General features: G+C 70.9%; 11 protein-coding genes. 7 read left to right on the forward strand and 4 right to left on the reverse strand.

Features of this window, described 5'->3' with window-relative positions:
- Positions 1-4,513 precede the first annotated feature (4,513 nt).
- Both ACY466_RS03715 and ACY466_RS03720 read left to right on the forward strand, forming a co-directional pair.
- Positions 4,514-6,421 carry a dynamin family protein gene (locus ACY466_RS03715; protein WP_463249953.1) on the forward strand — a complete coding sequence of 636 codons (1,908 nt, stop codon included), beginning with the start codon at positions 4,514-4,516 and terminating at the stop codon, positions 6,419-6,421.
- On the forward strand, positions 6,418-7,884 hold the full coding sequence (locus tag ACY466_RS03720) for a dynamin family protein (protein ID WP_463249955.1): 1,467 nt from the start codon (positions 6,418-6,420) through the stop codon (positions 7,882-7,884). Before ACY466_RS03715 ends, ACY466_RS03720 begins: the two co-directional genes overlap by 4 nt.
- A gap of 10 nt (positions 7,885-7,894) precedes the next feature.
- Here ACY466_RS03720 and ACY466_RS03725 read toward each other — a convergent pair whose 3' ends face one another.
- A complete protein-coding gene (locus ACY466_RS03725; RefSeq protein ID WP_463249957.1) occupies positions 7,895-8,449 on the reverse strand; it encodes a hypothetical protein in 555 nt (184 codons plus the stop codon).
- A 232-nt stretch (positions 8,450-8,681) separates the two neighbouring features.
- Between ACY466_RS03725 and ACY466_RS03730 the strand changes: the two genes are divergently transcribed.
- Positions 8,682-9,959, forward strand: a complete 1,278-nt coding sequence (locus ACY466_RS03730; RefSeq protein ID WP_463249959.1) for a lipase family protein — start codon at positions 8,682-8,684, stop codon at positions 9,957-9,959.
- Between the two features lie 50 nt (positions 9,960-10,009).
- On the opposite strand, the gene ACY466_RS03735 is transcribed toward ACY466_RS03730, so the two are convergent.
- The 3 genes from ACY466_RS03735 to ACY466_RS03745 are packed head-to-tail and all read right to left on the reverse strand — an operon-like array spanning position 10,010 to position 13,013.
- Complete coding sequence (locus ACY466_RS03735; protein ID WP_463249961.1) at positions 10,010-10,936, reverse strand: zinc ribbon domain-containing protein; 927 nt, start codon at positions 10,934-10,936, stop codon at positions 10,010-10,012.
- A gap of 38 nt (positions 10,937-10,974) precedes the next feature.
- Positions 10,975-12,135 (reverse strand): ABC transporter permease, encoded by a 1,161-nt coding sequence (locus tag ACY466_RS03740; RefSeq protein WP_463249963.1) that lies wholly within the window; start codon positions 12,133-12,135, stop codon positions 10,975-10,977.
- Positions 12,135-13,013, reverse strand: coding sequence for an ABC transporter ATP-binding protein (locus ACY466_RS03745; protein ID WP_463249965.1), 879 nt, complete (start codon positions 13,011-13,013; stop codon positions 12,135-12,137). Before ACY466_RS03745 ends, ACY466_RS03740 begins: the two co-directional genes overlap by 1 nt.
- Positions 13,014-13,312: 299 nt before the next feature.
- Between ACY466_RS03745 and dnaK the strand changes: the two genes are divergently transcribed.
- The 4 genes from dnaK (at position 13,313) to ACY466_RS03765 (ending at position 17,485) form a co-directional block, all read left to right on the forward strand.
- The gene (gene dnaK, locus ACY466_RS03750) at positions 13,313-15,157 is read left to right on the forward strand and encodes a molecular chaperone DnaK (protein WP_463249967.1); all 1,845 of its coding nucleotides are present in this window, start codon (positions 13,313-13,315) and stop codon (positions 15,155-15,157) included.
- Positions 15,154-15,777: a nucleotide exchange factor GrpE gene (gene grpE, locus ACY466_RS03755; RefSeq protein ID WP_463249969.1), complete on the forward strand. Its 624-nt coding sequence runs from the start codon at positions 15,154-15,156 to the stop codon at positions 15,775-15,777. The genes dnaK and grpE overlap by 4 nt, the downstream gene beginning before the upstream one ends.
- Positions 15,778-15,859: 82 nt before the next feature.
- Positions 15,860-17,059 carry a molecular chaperone DnaJ gene (dnaJ, locus tag ACY466_RS03760; protein ID WP_463249971.1) on the forward strand — a complete coding sequence of 400 codons (1,200 nt, stop codon included), beginning with the start codon at positions 15,860-15,862 and terminating at the stop codon, positions 17,057-17,059.
- Positions 17,060-17,083: 24 nt separating this feature from the next.
- Positions 17,084-17,485, forward strand: a complete 402-nt coding sequence (locus tag ACY466_RS03765; protein WP_463249972.1) for a heat shock protein transcriptional repressor HspR — start codon at positions 17,084-17,086, stop codon at positions 17,483-17,485.
- The last annotated feature ends 4 nt before the right edge of the window (positions 17,486-17,489 follow it).

Raw genomic sequence — 17,489 nt, forward strand, 5'->3', positions numbered from 1 at the left:
CGACGAACACCAGCACCGTGGGCGACACCGTCACCAACACGACCATCACGAACGGTGGTGACACCACCACGATCGGTGACACCACCACCATCGGCGACACCACCACGATCGGCGACACGATCAACACCATCGGCAACAACAACGGCAACGACAACGTGTTCGGCAGCAACAACGTCTTCGGCAGCAACAACACCAACGCGCTGAGCTTCGGCTCGTTCAGCCCCGCCCTCATCGGCGCCCCCGTGGCCCTGAGCGGGCTGAGCCTGGCGAGCATCGGCAACCTCACCAACGTCGGCAACCTCGGCGGGCTGGACCTGGGCGGCCTGAACTTCGGCGCACTCGACCTCGGCGGCCTGGACCTCGGCGCCATCGACTTCGGGGATCTCAACCTCGCCAACCTGAACCTCGGCGCCATCGACTTCGGGGCCCTCGATTTCGGCAACATCGACTTCGGTGCCATCGACCTCGGCATGATCGATCTCGGCAACATCGGGCTGGGCGACCTCGGCCTCGGCGGCATCGAATTCGGTGACCTCGACTTCGCCGGACAGCTCACCTCCGTCCTCACCCTCGTGCTGGCCAACGGACTGTCCGTCGGAGGCGACATCGCCGCCGCGTTCGGAGCCGCGTTCGACGCGCTCCTCGCGATCGGCGGCGTGCTGGACATCGCCAACCTGGTCGACATCGGCGCGAGCGTCGCCGCCGCACTGACCGGCGCGCTCGGCCTCGGCGCCGGAGTCGGTGCGGAGCTCGCGGCGGCCCTGAACGCTGCCGTCGGCGCCGTCGGCGGACTCGACCTCGACGCCCTCGTCGGTGCGACCGGCGTGCTGAGCGGCGCCCTCGCCGTGGGCGGGGAACTCGGCGCGACCGTCGGCGCCGCTCTCGGCGGTGTGCTCGGTGGCGCCATCGGCGTCGGAGGATCCATCGGCGCCGAACTGGCCGCCGCCCTCTCCGCAGGACTGGGCGTGGCCGGGTCTCTGGGCACGGTGCTCGGTGGCGCGCTCGGCGTCGGCGCCGGACTGACCGGCCAGCTCGTCGGTGCCTTCGACGGGGTCCTCGGCCTGGCCGGCGATCTCGGTGCCACCCTCGGCGGTCTGCTCGACGCATCCGTCATCGCCGGCCTGGCCGGCACCCTCTCCACCACCCTGTCCGCAGCTCTCGGCGGCGCCCTGTCCGCCGGCGGCATCCTCGGCGCCGATCTCGGGGCGTCGCTGGCCGGCGTGCTCGGTGCCCTCGTCGGCGCCACCGGTGGTCTCGATCTGGGCGGCCTGCTCGGCGGCGGCCTCGACCTCGACGGTCTGCTGGACCTCGACGGCGCCCTCGGCCTCGGTGGTGCCCTCGCCGCCAGCCTCACCGGAGCCCTCGGTCTCGGCGCCGGACTCACCGCGCAGCTCGGTGCGGCCCTCGGCACGGCCCTCGGCCTGGCCGGCGACCTCGATCTCGCCGCACTCACCGGTGTCGGTGCGGATCTCTCCGCGACCCTGTCCGCCGCCCTCGGCGGTGCCCTGGCCGCCGGTGGAGCCGTCGCCGGCGACCTCGGTGTCGCACTCGGCGCCGTCCTCGGCGGAGTGCTCTCCGGTGACGTCGCCGGCCAGCTCGTCGGACTCCTCGCCGGCGGACTGGACCTCGGCGCCGCCCTCGGTACCGTGTTCGACGGGGCACTCGGCCTCGGCGGACTCCTCGATCTCGACGGACTGCTGGACCTCGGGGGACTGCCGGGCCTCGGCGGACTTCTCGACGCGGACGGCCTGCTGGGCCTCGGCGGCGGCCTCACCGCCACCCTCGGAGCCTCGCTCGACGCTCTGCTGGGCGCGGGCGGTCTGCTGGACGCCGATCTCGTCGGCCTGCTGTCCGGTGGCGTCGGTGCGCAGCTCGCGGCCGCCCTGGGCGGTGGCCTCGCCGCCGGCGGCGCTCTCGCCGGTGACCTCGGACTCGCCCTCGGCGGGGTGCTCGGCGGCCTGACCGGTGCCCTCGATCTCGATGCCATGCTCGGTGCCGACGCCGTACTCGGCCTCGGCGCCACCCTGGCCGCCGCGCTCACCTCGGGACTCGGACTCGACGGTGCCCTCGGCCTGACCGGACAGCTCGCGGGTGCCCTCGACGGCGCCTTGGCCGGGGTCACCGATCTCGACCTCACCGCGTTGCTGGGCAGCGCCGACATCGCCGCCACCCTCGGTGCCGCACTGTCCGCGGGCCTCGGAGCCGGCGGCGCCGTCGCCGCCAACCTGGGTGCGACGCTCGGCGCGGTGCTCGGCTCGGCACTGTCCGCCGACCTCGGAGCGCAGCTCTCCGGCCTGCTCGCGGGCGGCGCCGATCTGGGTACCGCCCTGACCACCGTGCTGGGCGGCGCACTCGATCTCGACGGCGCTCTCGGCCTCGGCGCCGGCCTCACCACCGATCTCGTCGCCGAGCTCGGAACCTCCCTCGCCGCCGTGCTCGGCGCCGGCGGACTGGTCTCCGGTGACCTCGCCGCCGTGCTCGACGGCGGTCTCGGCACCCTGCTCGACGGCGGTCTGACCGCGCAGCTCGCCGCGGCACTCGGCACCACGCTGGGTCTCGGCGGCGGTATCGCCGGCGAACTCGGCGCGTCGCTCGGCGGCCTGCTCGACGCGTCCGCCGTCACCGATCTCGTCGGTTCGCTCGACGCCGGTGCCGCCATCGCCGCCGCTCTGGGCGTGACCGGTGCGGCGTCGACGTCGCTCGCGGCCGCGCTGGACGCCGCTCTCGGCCTCGGCGCGGATCTGGATCTCACCGGCATGCTCGGTGCCGACGCCGACGTCGCGGCCACCCTCGGGGCCGTCCTGGCGGCCGGCGGCGACGTCGCCGCCACCGTGGGCGCCACGCTCGGAACCGCCCTGGGCGGCGCGCTGACCACCGAACTGCAGGGCGAGCTCGTCGGCCTGCTGGGTGGCGGCGCCGACCTCACCGCGGCTCTGACCTCGGTACTGGCCGGTGGCCTGGACCTGGACGGTGACCTCGCGGCCGTCGTCAGCGGTGCGGTGGCCGCCGGACTCGGCCTCGCCGGCGACGCGGATCTCGCCGCGGTACTGGGCGCGACCCTCGGCCTCGGCGGCGTCGCGGCGGGCGAGCTCGGCGGCGCGCTCGGCGGTGTCCTGGATGCCGGCGCACTCGCGGATCTGGACCTGGGCGGGCTGGTCGACGGCGGTCTCGGCGCTGCCGTCGCCGGTGCCCTGGGCGGCGCACTCGATCTCGGCGATCTCGACGTGGCCGGAGATCTCACCGGAACCCTCGCGGGTGCCATCGACGGTGCGGTCGACCTCGGCGGCATCGACCTCGCCGGCCTGGCCGACGTGGAGGGTGCTCTCGGCGCCGTCTTCACCGTCGGCGGCGCGGCCGGAGCCGAGGTGGGCGCCGCACTCGGCGGTCTGCTCGGTGCCGCGACCGACCTCGACCTGGAGGCCGGACTCGGAGCCTCGCTCGGCGCGGCCCTGGGAGCGTCCGGTGACCTCACCGCCGTGCTCGACACCGCCCTGCAGACCGCGACCGCAGCCGGGGGCGCGCTGACCGCCGGTGGCGGCATCGAGGCCTTGCTCGACGCCGAAACGGGCGTCGACGTCGGCGGAGCGGCCGGTCTGGTGGGCTCGCTGGCCGGTGGACTGGGCGCCGCCGCGGTCGTCGGATCGACCGTCGACGCCACCGCCGGCGCCGCCCTGGACGCGGCCGGTGACCTGGAAGCAACGGGCAACGCCGTGACCGGTCTCGGTGCGGGTCTGGTCGCCGGGCTCGGCACCGGCGCCGCCGCGATCACGGAGGACACCGTGGCCGCCAACCTCGAGAACGTCGTGGACGTGGCGGGTATCGCCGGCGCGGCGGCCGCGGCCGGAGCCGGAGCGGCCTCGTCGCTGGACCTCGACGCCGTCGCGGGAGTGGCCGGTGGCCTCGACGCCACCGCGGGAATCGACGGAGCGGTCGGCGCCGGAGCCGGGCTGGTGGGCAACGTGGGTGCCGCGGCCGGAGCGGTGACCGACGGTGTGGCCGACCTGGGTGGTGCCGCCGATCTGAGCGGTGCGGCCGGCCTGGGTGGAGCTGCCGGTGTGGGCGGGGTCGTCGACCTCACCAGTGACCTCGCCGGTCTGGCCACGGGCGGCGCGATCGACACCGGCGCCGCGTCCGTCGACAGCGGCAGCGGTTCCGTCGAGACGGGTTCGGGCGACAACGCCTGGACCGACGTCGACGCCGACGCGGTGTTCGGCACCTCGACCGCGGTGACCGGAGCGGTCGGCGGCACCGTCGACGACCTGACCGGTGGGCTCACCGGCGGTCTGATGGGCGGTCTGACCGGCGGCCTCGGCGGGGACGACGCGTCCGCGGACGTCGACACCTCGGCGCAGGACGCGACCGTCGATCTGGGAGACCTCACCAACTGACGTCGTCTCTCGTCGAGCACGGAAATGGCCCCGTACGCATGCGCGTACGGGGCCGTTCCCGTTTAATTCGAGGAGACGACCGGACCCACCGGACCCCGTTCGCCTCAGACCAGATCGGAATTTTCATGGAGAGCAGTTCGACCACCGCGGTGGCCTCGGCCGCCGGCGCCGCCCCGGTCGCCACCCACGCCCAGCAACTCGGCGAGGTGCTCTCGCGGCTGAGCGAGGTCGCCGCCGGAGCCGGTCGCCGCGACCTCGTCGAGCGGTTGACGTCGGCGCGCGAGCGGGTGCTCGATCCCCGACGCCGCATCGTGGTGGTCGGCCCGCTCAAGCAGGGCAAGAGTCAGTTCGTCAACTCGCTCCTCGACCTCGAGGTGTGCTCGGTGGGGGACGACGAGACCACCGCCGTGCCCACCGTCGTGCAGCACGCGGACACGGCGATCGCGGAGCTGGTGGTCGGTGAACTCGGCGCTGATCCGGTGCGGATTCCGATCCCCGTCGACGACATCCAGGGCGTCACCCCCGCCCATCCCGCGGCCGAGGGGCGCGAGGTCCTGCGGCTCGAGATCGGGGTGCCGAGCCGATTGCTCGCCGACGGTCTGGTGGTGGTGGACACCCCCGGCGTCGGCGGTCACGGGAACCCGCACGCGAGCAGCACCCTGGGTCTGGTCACGTCGGCGGATGCCGTTCTGGTGCTGTCGGATTCGAGCCAGGAGTTCACCGAACCCGAGGTCGCGTTCCTGCGGCAGGTGGTGGGCCTGTGCCCCACCGTCGCGTGCCTGATCACCAAGACCGATCTGTATCCGCACTGGCGGCAGATCGTCGAGGCGGACCGAGGGCACCTCGAACGCGAGGGCATCGACGTTCCGCTGCTTCCCATCTCGTCGATGCTGCGTTCGCACGCGACCCGGTTGGGCGACGCGTCCCTCGACGCCGAGGCGGGATTCCCGGCCCTGTACGACTGGCTGCGGGACCGCGTCGTCGCGGCCGCCGACGAGACCACCCGGAAAGCCGTGGCCCTCGATCTGCGCTCGGTGTCGGAACACCTGGCTCTCGCGTTGGGCAGCGAACTCGCGGCGCTCCGCGATCCCGAGACGGCGGCGAAGGCGGTGGCCGGACTCCAGCAGGCCAAGGCGACCGCCGAGGACCTGCAGAAGCGCACGAGCCGGTGGCAGCAGACGCTCAACGACGGGGTCACCGACCTCGCGGCGGACATCGATCACGATCTGCGCGACCGGCTTCGGGCGATCACCCGCGAGGCCGAGGACGCCGTGGACGGTGGTGATCCGGGCAAGGAGTGGCCGCAGATCGGAGAGTGGTTGCAGGAGCAGATCTCCGCCGCGGTCGGTGACAACTTCGTCTGGGCCCACGAGCGGTCGATGTGGCTCGCCGAGACGGTCGCGCGGCACTTCGCGGACACCGCGGACGGGCATCTGCCCGCGGTCGACATCTCCGACATCGACGGCATCATGGATCCGGTCACCTCCCTCTCCGAACTCGAGTCGGGGCGCATGGGCATCACCTCCAAGGTGTTGGTGGGCATGCGCGGGTCCTACGGCGGCGTCCTGATGTTCGGCCTCATCTCCACCATGATGGGTATGGCGCTGCTCAATCCCATCTCGCTCGGCGCGGGCGTGCTGCTCGGCAGCAAGGCCTACAAGGACGACAAGGAACAGCGCGTTCTGAAACGACGCGCCGACGCCAAGGTCGCGATCCGCAAGTTCACCGACGACGTGAGCTTCCAGGTGGGCAAGGAGTCGAAGGACCGGTTGCGGCTGGTGCAGCGACTCCTGCGAGATCACTTCTCGGACATGGCCGATCAGACGTTGCGCTCGGTGGACGAGTCGCTGCGGGCGGCGCAGCAGGCCGCGTCGGTGGCCAACGCGGACCGGTCGTCGCGGACGGCCGAACTCGAGCGCACCCTGAAGACGGTCTCGGCGGTGCGTGCGATCGCCGGCAAACTCGATCCCGACGCGGAGGTCGGTGCCGGGCCCGAGACCACGGGCACCGCCGCGATCGGTTCGTCCTCGTGAGCCGAACCCTGGACCGGGCGCGAGAGTTGGTGGGAGCCGCGCAGATCGAGTACCGCGACGAGCCCGCGAGCCGAGACGAACTCGACCGGTGCGCAGCACGGCTGGACGAACCCCTGCGCATCGCGCTGGCCGGATCGCTCAAGGCCGGCAAGTCCACGCTCCTCAACGCCCTCGTGGGTCAGGACATCGCCCCGACCGACGCGACCGAGTGCACGCGCGTCGTCACCTGGTACCGGCGCGGAACGACACCGTCGGTCACCGCCTGGTACGACGGCGACCGCAACCGGAGCATCCCGGTCCTGCGGCGATCGGGACGGTTGTCGTTCGACTTCGGCGACCTCACCGCGTCGCAGGTGGACCGGCTCGAGGTCGAGTGGCCGGCGCGAACCCTGGCTCGCACCACCATCATCGACACCCCGGGAACGTCCTCGCTCTCGCGCGACGTCTCCGCGCGCACCCTCGAGATGCTCACTCCTGAGGACTCCACGTCCGGTGCCGATGCCGTCGTCTACCTTCTTCGCACCCTCACGGCGTCGGACACGAACTTCCTGGGCCGCATCAACGACGCCGTCGGCGGGGAATCGGGACCGCTCGGAGTGGTGGGGGTGGTCTCGCGCGCCGACGAGGTGGGCGCCGGGCGCATGGACGCGATGATGTCGGCCAAGGAGGTCGCCGCGCGGTTCGCGGTCGAGCTCGAGAAGACGGGTCTGTGTCAGGCCGTCGTTCCCGTGGCGGGCCTGCTCGCCCTCGGTGCGCGCACGTTGCGGCAGAGCGAGTACGCCGCGTTCGTCGATCTCGCAGCCGCGGATCCGGCCGACCTGCAGCTGGCGATGCTGTCCGCGGATCGATTCTCGCGCCCGGACATGCCGCTGACCGTGGAACCGGCGACGCGCGCGGCGCTGGCGGATCGCTTCGGACTGTTCGGGATTCGGATGGCCGTGACGCTGATCCGGATGGGCACTGCCGATTCGACGGCGCTGGCCCGAGAACTGGTGGAGCGCAGCGGGCTCGGGGAGCTGCAGACCATCGTCGACACCCAGTTCGGTCAGCGGGCCGATCAGCTCAAGGCGCACTCCGCGCTGGTCGCGCTCGATCGGGTGCTCGCCGCATCACCGCGCACCGCGACGCGCGAACTGCACGCCGCCGTCGGGCAGACCCTCGCCGACGTGCACGGATTCCGGGAGTTGCGGTTGCTCGGACAGTTGCGGGCGCGCTCGGCTCGGTTGCCGGAGGAGCAACTCGCCGAACTGAACCGGGTGATCGGCGCTCACGGCATCGAGTCGGCGACCCGCCTCGGGCTCGACCCCGACGACGGCGTCGACGCTCTGCGCACCACCGCGTTCGAGGCGGTGCGGTCGTGGCGTACCCGCGCCCGGCATCCCCTGATCGATCAGTTCACCGCGCGGGCGTGCGGAGTGGCGGCCCGCAGCGCCGAGGGGATCCTGGCCGACCTGAGCGGGTGACTTCGCGGCGTCAGCGACGCGCCGGGGCGGACGACAACCAGCGGTTCACGGAACGGAGGAACAGCGGCACCGACGACACCGCGGCGAGGGCGACGACCGCCGGAAGCAACCACCGGGCGAGCGTCGGGAGTGCGTCGGCCGTCGCGATCAGGAAGGCGACCGACCCTGCCGTCGCCAACACCGACATCGTGGCGAGCGAGGCTCGGCCGGCGGTGCGGCGCCGCAGGACCTGCAGCATTCCCGACGCGACGACGAGCACGATGACGGCCGCCGCCGCGGCGCCCGCGATCAGGGTGACGGTCACGGTCTCGTCGATGGCCGTCGACGAGGTGTCGGGAGCGGCGGCGGCGAGACCGTCGGTGAGCCGGGCTCGCAGCTCGCGGTAGCCGACCCCGAGAATCGCCGCGGTGACGGCGATCAGGGCGAGGCACGTCGACCACAGCGCCGCGGACACGACGACGGCGCGGGGGCGGGCGTCGGGCACGGGGTCGCGCAGCGGCTCGACGCGCACGGACGGACGCGGCGGCTTGGCCGGTTCCTCCGGTGTTCCGGGCGGCGTCGTCACGTTCGCAGACCTGTCACCAGGAAAGAGTACGTCGCGTGGTGAGAGTTGGGTGTGGCCGCGTCCAAGCGACCGGCGCGAATTCGATGACCGGATCTCGAGATGACCCGAAAGCCGACTCGACGCCCGAAAACTGCGGAGAAGGTGTTGCCCGTCACGTACATTCGGCGAGCGCGCAGCCCAGCGTGCAGTCCGGCTTGCCCCTCCCACGTCGATCAGCGATCGGAACAATTCGATGAGATTCAGCAGAACAGCGGGGGTGCTCCTGGCCCTCACGATCAGCATCGCCGGTGCGGTGACACCGATGGCCGCCGCTCAGCCGGCCGGTGACTTCTACGTACCGCCGCCCGTGCTCCCGGGCTCCAACGGTGACCTGATCCGGACGGGCGCGTCGAACCTGGCGCTCTCCCTCCCCAGCCTCGGTGGTCCCATCCCGGGCCAGGCCACGCGCATCATGTACCGCAGCGAGGACTCCAAGGGGCAGGCCAACGCCGTCTCCGGCACCTACATCGACCCGTCCGCCGACTGGACCGGTCCCGGTCCTCGGCCGCTGGTGGTCATCGCCCCCGGAACGCACGGTCAGGGCGACCAGTGTGCACCGTCGAAGCAGCTCAACAACGTTCTCACCTACACGCCGGTCCTCGGCCTGATGGTGGAGTACGAGATCCTGCAGACCTACGCGTTGCTGGCGCGTGGCTACGGCGTCGTCATCACCGACTACGCCGGACTCGGCACCCCCGGCACGCACACCTACGTCAACCGGGTGGACCAGTCGCACGCCGTGCTCGACGCCGCTCGCGCCGCGCTGCAGGTGGAGGGCACCAAGATCGCGGCCGAGTCACCCATCGGCCTCTGGGGTTACTCGCAGGGCGGCGGGGCCGTGGCCGGAGCCGCCGAGCTCGCTCCCGAATACGCACCCGAGCTCAACCTGCAGGGGACCTACGCGGGCGCACCGGTGGCGGACCTCGAGGACGTACTCGCTCAGGTCGACGGCACGATTCTCACCGGCGTCATCGCGTACACCATCAACGGTCTGCGCGTGTCCAACCCCGAACTGAACCCGATCATCGACGCGGCCGTCAACGACGAGGGTCGCGAGGTCCTCGCGCAGGCGGCCAACCAGTGCATCGTCGAATCGGCGCTGACCATCGGCTTCCGACGCACCAACCAGTGGATCTCGACGGGGGAGTCGCTCTCGGAGTTCCTCAAGAAGGTCCCCGAGGCCGGCCCCGTGCTGGCGGCGAACAAGGTCGGAAACCGGACGCCCAACTCGCCGGTCTACATCGACACCAACGTCTCCGACGACATCGTGCCGCACGGTCAGGCCGTGCAGCTGAACGCGGACTGGTGCGCGAAGGGTGCGACCGTGGAACTGAACACGGTGCCGCTGCCGTGGATCCTGCCGGGTCTGGCCATCGGCCACGTCCTGCCGGACTTCACCGGTCTGGGCAAGGCCACCAACTGGCTCGATCAGCGACTGCGCGGAGTGCCGACGGCGGGCAACTGCGCCTGATCAGCTGATCCACAGCTCCACAGCTCCACCGCTCGACCGAAGCGCCTCGATCACCACCGATCGAGGCGCTTCGTCGCGTTCACCACCCGTGACCGCAGCGTCGAGTGCCGATCCTTCGCGTCGTCGCGCTCGGCCACGGCGATGTCCCGCTCGGCCCTCGCGGTGTCGAGGGCGCCGACCACCTCGGCGAGCCGGCGGGTCAGGTCGTCGTGCTCGCGCATGAGGGCGTCGACCTCGTCACCGCGGGCGCCGACGCGCTCCTCCGCGTCGGCCAGAACGCGGGCGGCGCGGTCCGCCTCGGCCGTGGCGTCGGTGAGTTCGCGCTCGGCCGCGAGACGCTCCTCACGGCGTGCCGCGTCGGACTCCTCCTGCTCCGCAGCGGTTGTCGCGTCGGAATCGGTCTCGGGCGTGGGCTCTTGGGAATTCCCTGTCGCGGCGTCGGTCGGCGTCGGCTCGGGCGGCGTGTCGGTGACGGGGGTGAGGACCGCCGGTCCGAACCCGCTGTACTCGGCGGCCCCCAGCATTCGGCCTCGGCGCACGGTCTCGGCGACGTCGGGATCGGACAGGGCCGCGTTGAGCGTCGAGACGACCTCGCGCAGGGCGTCGTCGGTGAGGGGTCTGCCGAGCTCGGCGGCCAGCTCGCCGGCTCGGGTGGCGAGGGCGCGAACCGCGCGCTGGCGGGCACCGGAGAGAGTGCGCAGCGTGGCGCCGGAGAGGTGCTGCTGCGCCTCGCGCAGTGCGTCGCCGAGGTCGAGGAGGTCGCCCAGTTCGTCGGCGGATCGGCGGGCGAGCACGTTCACCACCCATCCCACCGTCGTGGGTTTGCGCAGCGCACCGATCTCGGTGGCGAGCGGCCTGTCACCGTCGGCGCGCGCCTGCTTCTGCCGCGCGGTGCGGGTGGCCACGAACTCACCGGGGTCGAGTCCGTAGAGCTCGTCGGCCACCCGGTCGAGCGTCAGGGCGTCGTCGAGCGGCATAGGGTCATTGTCGCCTGCGGTCGGATCGGCCGCACCTCTCAGGCGATCCGCACGCCGCCCGACAGGGCCCCGGCGGGCACGCGCAGCCGACGCCCGGCCGCCACCAACCCGAGTCCGCCGAACACCAGGTTCGCACCCAGTCCGAGGTACCAGCTGTCACCGACGCGTGCGCCGCTGTGGTTGCGAGATTCCTCGTAGTACGAGCCGGCGACGGTGCCGTCCGTGGTGTAGGTGGCACGCTGGTCTCGGCAGGTGGGCTCGCCGACGAACGGGCCCGTACGCGCGGCGGACAGGGTCTCCGCGATGGGAGCGAGAACCGTCGGATCCGGGGGTCGCTCGTCGCCGGACCACGAGTAGATCTGCGGGTTGTCGTGTGCCGCAACCACGTCGGGCACGATGAGGAACGGATTCGGGGCCAGCAGCCACCAGGTCCGCTCGGTGTGGCTGTACGTCACCGTCTGTTCCACGTCGCGGCACGTAGGCTCCTCGTCGATGCCCGCGTTCGGCGGGTAGGTGTATTCGGCACCCACCACCCGATGCTCCTGTGTGACGGTGGGATAGAGCAATCCGAAGACGGCGGGCAGGCCGAGGATCACGAGGAAGACGGTTGCCTGGGTGAGCACCGCGGAACCCGCCGGTCGCGCGGTCAGTGCCGACCACCCCAGTCCCACACCGCAATAGCAGAGGAACAGCAGGCACAGCACGAGAACGCCGAGCAGTCCGACACCGATGCCGTACGGGGCGGCGAGGATCGCCCACACCACGTAGGGCGAGGCCACCGCCACCAGGGCCAGACACGAACTCCATCCGCCCAGCAGCTTGCCGACGGCCAACTGCCAGTTGCTGATCGGCGTGGCCTGCACCACCGCGAGGGTGGCGTCCTTGCGGTCGCCGTTGATGGAGGTCGCCGTCAGGGTGGGTGCGAGCACGACGCCGAGGAACAGCAGCATGCCGACGACGATGGCGTAGAGGTTCTCGGCCCAGCTGCGGTAGTCCGCGCCGCCGGCGTTCACGGCGAGGTACATCGACCCGAACACCGCGGTCGAGATCACGGCGAACGTGACCGCGGCGCTGATCTTCCACCGGGTCGTGCGCAGCCGTTGACGCAGCTCCAGGCCGACGAGGACGCCGATGACGGTCCACCAGCGCCGAATTCGGTCGAGGCGGCTACCGGGCACGGTCTCGGTGGTGGTGGTCATCAGGTCCTCTCCGCGTCGAGCGCGAGGTAGGTGTCCTCCAGGTCGGTGTCCACCCGCGCGAACTCGGCGACGTGGACGCCCGAGGAGACGAGGTCGCCGAGATGGCGGGCGGCCTCGAGATCGTCGGCGAAGGTCATCGTCGTTGCCGTGGCCGCCGGTCGGCCCGCCTCGCGGATCCGCCACGCGTGGCCGGTGGACGGCGCGGTGTCGCGGGTGCGTCCCTGCGTCATCACGACCACGTCGTCGACCATCTCCGAGAGTTCGGTCAGGATGTGGGACGACACCAGCACCGCGCAGCCGTGATCGGCCATCGACCGCAACTGATCGCGCAGCTCGACGCGTGATCGCGGATCCATACCCGACGCCGGCTCGTCGAGAAGCAGCGTCGTCGGTCGATTCACCAGTGCGCGTGCGAAACCCAGTCGTTGCTTCTGTCCGCGCGAGAGTTCGTGTGCGGGCCGGTCGGCGAACTCGGACAGGTGCACCAGGTCCAGCAGTTCCGCGGCTCGGGTGCGGGCGAGTTGCGCGGTGAGCCCGTACAACCGGCCGAACGTGGACAGGATCTCGGTCGCGGTGAGGCTGTCCCACGTTCCGAACGTGTCGGGCATCCATCCGATCCGGGCTCGGAGCTCGGCCGGGGCCGGGGCGACGCCGTCGACGGTGACGGTGCCGGAATCCGGGGCCAGCAGCCCGGCGAGCATCAACAGGAGGGTGGTCTTGCCCGCGCCGTTGGGGCCCACCAGGCCGGTGATGCGCCCGGGTCGGAGGGTGACGTCCGCGTGGGCGACTGCGACGTGTCGGCCGAACGATCGGGAGAGGCCGCGGGCGGTGAGGCCCGCGTCGGTCGATGCCGTGCTCGATGCCCTGCTCGGTGCCATGGCGCAGACCTTAGCGGGCGGCACAGACCTCGTGGTCTGGTCGCCGGATTCGCCGGCGACGATGCGAGACCTGTCGACGGGCGGGAACAATTCTCGACCCGGTGCACGTTGTGCCCTGTGACTGCATTGAGCGTGCTTCACTCAAGTCCGACTTGACGAGGGCGCGCAGGCGCAGGCAAACTTGAGTGCAGTTCGCTCAGGCACTGTCCTGACGTCCGGAACGATGCAGCGAATGAACCACTCCGGTGCCCGATACACCAGGTACCCGGAACAGCAGCACTTACACAGGAGGCTACAAAATGGCTCGTGCGGTCGGAATCGACCTCGGGACCACCAACTCGGTCGTGTCCGTCCTGGAGGGCGGCGAACCGGTCGTGGTGGCCAACTCCGAGGGTGCTCGTACCACCCCGTCCATCGTCGCGTTCGCGAAGAACGGCGAGGTTCTCGTCGGTCAGTCCGCGAAGAACCAGGCCGTCACCAACGTCGATCGCACCATCCGTTCGGTCAAGCGCCACATCGGCACCGACTGGACCGTGGGGATCGACGACAAGAAGTACACGTCGCAGGAGATCAGCGCCCGCACGCTCATGAAGCTCAAGCGTGACGCCGAGGCGTACCTGGGCGAAGAGATCACCGACGCGGTCATCACCGTGCCCGCCTACTTCGAGGACGCCCAGCGTCAGGCCACGAAGGAAGCCGGCCAGATCGCCGGCCTCAACGTCCTGCGCATCGTCAACGAGCCCACCGCCGCCGCACTCGCGTACGGCCTGGACAAGGGCGAGAAGGAACAGACCATCCTGGTGTTCGACCTCGGTGGCGGCACGTTCGACGTGTCCCTGCTCGAGATCGGCGACGGCGTCGTCGAGGTCCGCGCGACCTCCGGTGACAACCACCTCGGTGGCGACGACTGGGACGAGCGCATCGTGACCTGGCTCGTCGACAAGTTCAAGGCTCAGAACGGCATCGATCTGACCAAGGACAAGATGGCGCTGCAGCGTCTGCGCGAGGCCGCCGAGAAGGCGAAGATCGAGCTGTCCTCGAGCCAGAGCACTTCGATCAACCTGCCGTACATCACGGTGGACGGCGACAAGAACCCGCTGTTCCTCGACGAGCAGCTCAGCCGCTCGGAGTTCCAGAAGATCACCGCCGATCTGCTCGACCGCACCCGCGCGCCGTTCCAGGCCGTGGTCAAGGACTCGGGCATCGCGGTCAAGGACATCGACCACGTGGTTCTCGTCGGCGGCTCGACCCGTATGCCGGCCGTGTCCGAGCTCATCAAGGAGCTCTCGGGTGGACGCGAGCCGAACAAGGGCGTCAACCCGGACGAGGTCGTCGCCGTCGGCGCCGCACTGCAGGCCGGTGTGCTCAAGGGTGAGGTCAAGGACGTCCTGCTCCTCGACGTCACGCCGCTGTCCCTCGGCATCGAGACCAAGGGTGGCGTCATGACCAAGCTCATCGAGCGCAACACCACCATCCCCACCAAGCGCTCCGAGACCTTCACGACGGCCGACGACAACCAGCCGTCCGTGCAGATCCAGGTGTTCCAGGGTGAGCGCGAGATCGCCTCGCACAACAAGCTTCTCGGCTCGTTCGAGCTGACGGAGCTGCCGCCCGCCCCGCGCGGAGTGCCCCAGATCGAGGTCACCTTCGACATCGACGCCAACGGCATCGTGCACGTCACGGCCAAGGACAAGGGCACCGGCAAGGAGAACACGATCAAGATCCAGGAGGGCTCCGGCCTCTCCAAGGAAGAGATCGACCGCATGGTGAAGGACGCGGAGGCGCACGCCGACGAGGACCGGACCCGACGCGAAGAGGCCGAGACCCGCAACCAGGCCGAGTCGCTCGTGTACCAGACGGAGAAGTTCGTCAAGGACAACGAGGACAAGGTTCCGGCCGACGCCAAGGAGAAGGTCGAAACGGCCATCACCGACGCTCGGACGGCGCTCGCGGGCACCGACCTCGCGGCCATCAAGGCCGCCGTGGAGAAGCTCAGCACGGAGTCGCAGGCTCTGGGCGCGGCGCTCTACGAGAACGGTGCGGGCGCCGAGGGCGCAGCCGAGGGTGCGGCCCCGACCGACGGTAGCGACGATGTCGTCGACGCCGAGGTCGTGGACGAGCCCACCGACACGGACAAGAAGTGAGTGCTGACGACACCGATCGCGGGCCGGTAGAGGACGACGTCGTGGAGGAGTCCCTCGCGGGCTCCGCCACGGCGCCTCAGCCCGGTTCGGTGGTGGACGACGACGTCCTGGAGGCCGAGGCCCCGGAGGCGGAGACCGCCGAGACCGAGCCCGAGGTCGACGAGTTGGCCGAGCGCACGGCCGACCTGCAGCGTCTGAGCGCCGAGTTCGCCAACTTCCGGCGACGGGTGGCTCGTGACAAGCAGGTCGACATCGACAACGCCAAGGCGTCGGTGCTCGCCGAACTGCTCGGCGTGCTCGACGATCTCGATCGGGCACGGTCGCACGGCGATCTCGAGTCGGGGCCGCTCAAGTCCGTCGCCGACAAGCTCGAGAACGTCATCACCGCCCAGGGTGTCGTGGCCTTCGGAGTCGAGGGCGACGCCTTCGACCCCGCGCTGCACGAGGCCGTGCAGCACGAGGGCGACGGCAGCAACCCCGTGGTCGGCAGCGTGTTCCGCCGCGGGTACAAGGCGCGCGACCGCGTGCTGCGGACCGCGATGGTGGCCGTCGTCGAGGGATCGTCGGACGGCGGGAACGAATCCGATTCGCCGGGCGACACCGCCGACGAGAAGGCATAGTTCCAGCAACACGGCAGTAATCGGCACCACAGCAGTAACCAGCAGTACCCGCAGAGATCAGCGCGAGAGGAGGAGATGACCGGTGAGCCAACGGGAGTGGATCGAGAAGGACTTCTACAAGGAACTGGGTGTCTCCTCCTCCGCGTCTGCGGAGGAGATCAAGAAGGCGTACCGCAAGCTCGCGCGTGACCTGCACCCCGACGCCAATCCGGGGGACGTCAAGGCCGAGGAGCGATTCAAGGCCGTCAGTGAGGCACACGCCGTGCTGGCCGATCCGGCCAAGCGCAAGGAGTACGACGAAGCCCGGTCGATGTTCGCCAGCGGTGGCTTCGGTCGCGGTGGATTCTCGCCCGGCGGCGGAAACAACTTCGGCGGCACCAACTTCGGTGGTGGCGGCGCCGGGGGCTTCGACATCAACGACCTCTTCGGAGGCGGCGCTCAGGGTGGCGACGCCAACCTCGGCGACATCTTCGGCGGACTGTTCAATCGTGGCGGAGCGGGTGGCCAGCGCACGGCGTCGTCCACCCGCCCGCGCCGGGGAAGCGACCTCTCGGCGGAGGTGACGTTGTCCTTCCGCGACGCCGCCACCGGCACCTCGGTTCCGCTGTCCATCACCAGCCCGTCCTCGTGCACCACCTGCCACGGCAGCGGCGCGAAGCCGGGCACCAGTCCGCGAGTGTGTCCGCACTGCAACGGAGCCGGTGTCGTCAGCCGCAACCAGGGCGCGTTCGGTTTCAGCGAGCCCTGCGACGACTGCCGGGGCACCGGTTCCATCATCGACGATCCCTGTGCCGACTGCCGGGGCAGCGGTGTGCAGAACCGCACCCGGTCGGTCACCGTCCGCGTCCCCGCCGGGGTCAGCGACGGCCAGCGGGTTCGCGTGGCCGGTCGCGGCGAAGCGGGTCTGCGCGGTGCGGGTGCGGGTGACCTCCTCGTCACCGTCCACGTGCGCCCCGACGCCGTGTTCGGCCGCGCCGCAGACGATCTCACCCTCACCGTCCCGGTGTCCTACAGCGAGCTGGTGCTCGGCACCACGCTGTCGGTCCCCACGCTCGACGGCCGGGTGGGCCTGAAGGTTCCGCCGGGCACCGTCGACGGCCGCACCTTCCGGGTGAAGGGTCGAGGCATCGCGAAGAAGACCCGCACGGGTGACCTTCTGGTGACCGTCAAGGTCGCGATACCGGGACTCATCGACGACGCGGCCCGCGACGCGCTCGAGGCCTACGCGGCCGCCGAGAAGGCCGGCGGATTCGATCCCCGGGCCGGTTGGCCCGGGGCCTGAGACCAGTGTCGGAGGTGATCATCGGTGAACACCCACGATCCGCGTGAAGCGGGCGCCGACCCCGACGCGCGCATCTTCGTCATCTCGGTCGCCGCGGAACTCGCGGGCATGCACGCGCAGACGCTGAGGACCTACGACCGGCTCGGTCTGGTCACGCCGTCCCGCACCACCGGCGGCGGGCGTCGTTACTCGCCGCGCGACGTCGCGTTGCTCCGTGAGGTGCAACGGCTCTCGCAGGACGAGGGCGTCAACCTCGCCGGCATCAAGCGCATCATCGAACTGACCAACGAGGTCGAGGAACTGCGGTCTCGCATCGGCGAGATGGCGGACGAACTGGCTCGCGTGCACGCCGCGTACCGACGCGACCTGGTACCGATCCGTCGCAGCAACGCCCTCGTGGTGTGGAAGCCGCGCAACCAGCGCTGAGCCC

The organism is Rhodococcus sp. K11/5 (assembly GCF_055193735.1).

Coding starts and splice junctions, on each gene's coding strand:
- ACY466_RS03715 (WP_463249953.1), top strand. CDS start 4,514: ATGGAGAGCAGTTCGACCACCGCGGTGGCCTCGGCCGCCGGCGCCGCC.
- ACY466_RS03730 (WP_463249959.1), top strand. CDS start 8,682: ATGAGATTCAGCAGAACAGCGGGGGTGCTCCTGGCCCTCACGATCAGC.
- ACY466_RS03735 (WP_463249961.1), bottom strand. CDS start 10,936: ATGCCGCTCGACGACGCCCTGACGCTCGACCGGGTGGCCGACGAGCTC.
- ACY466_RS03740 (WP_463249963.1), bottom strand. CDS start 12,135: ATGACCACCACCACCGAGACCGTGCCCGGTAGCCGCCTCGACCGAATT.
- ACY466_RS03745 (WP_463249965.1), bottom strand. CDS start 13,013: ATGGCACCGAGCAGGGCATCGAGCACGGCATCGACCGACGCGGGCCTC.
- dnaK (WP_463249967.1), top strand. CDS start 13,313: ATGGCTCGTGCGGTCGGAATCGACCTCGGGACCACCAACTCGGTCGTG.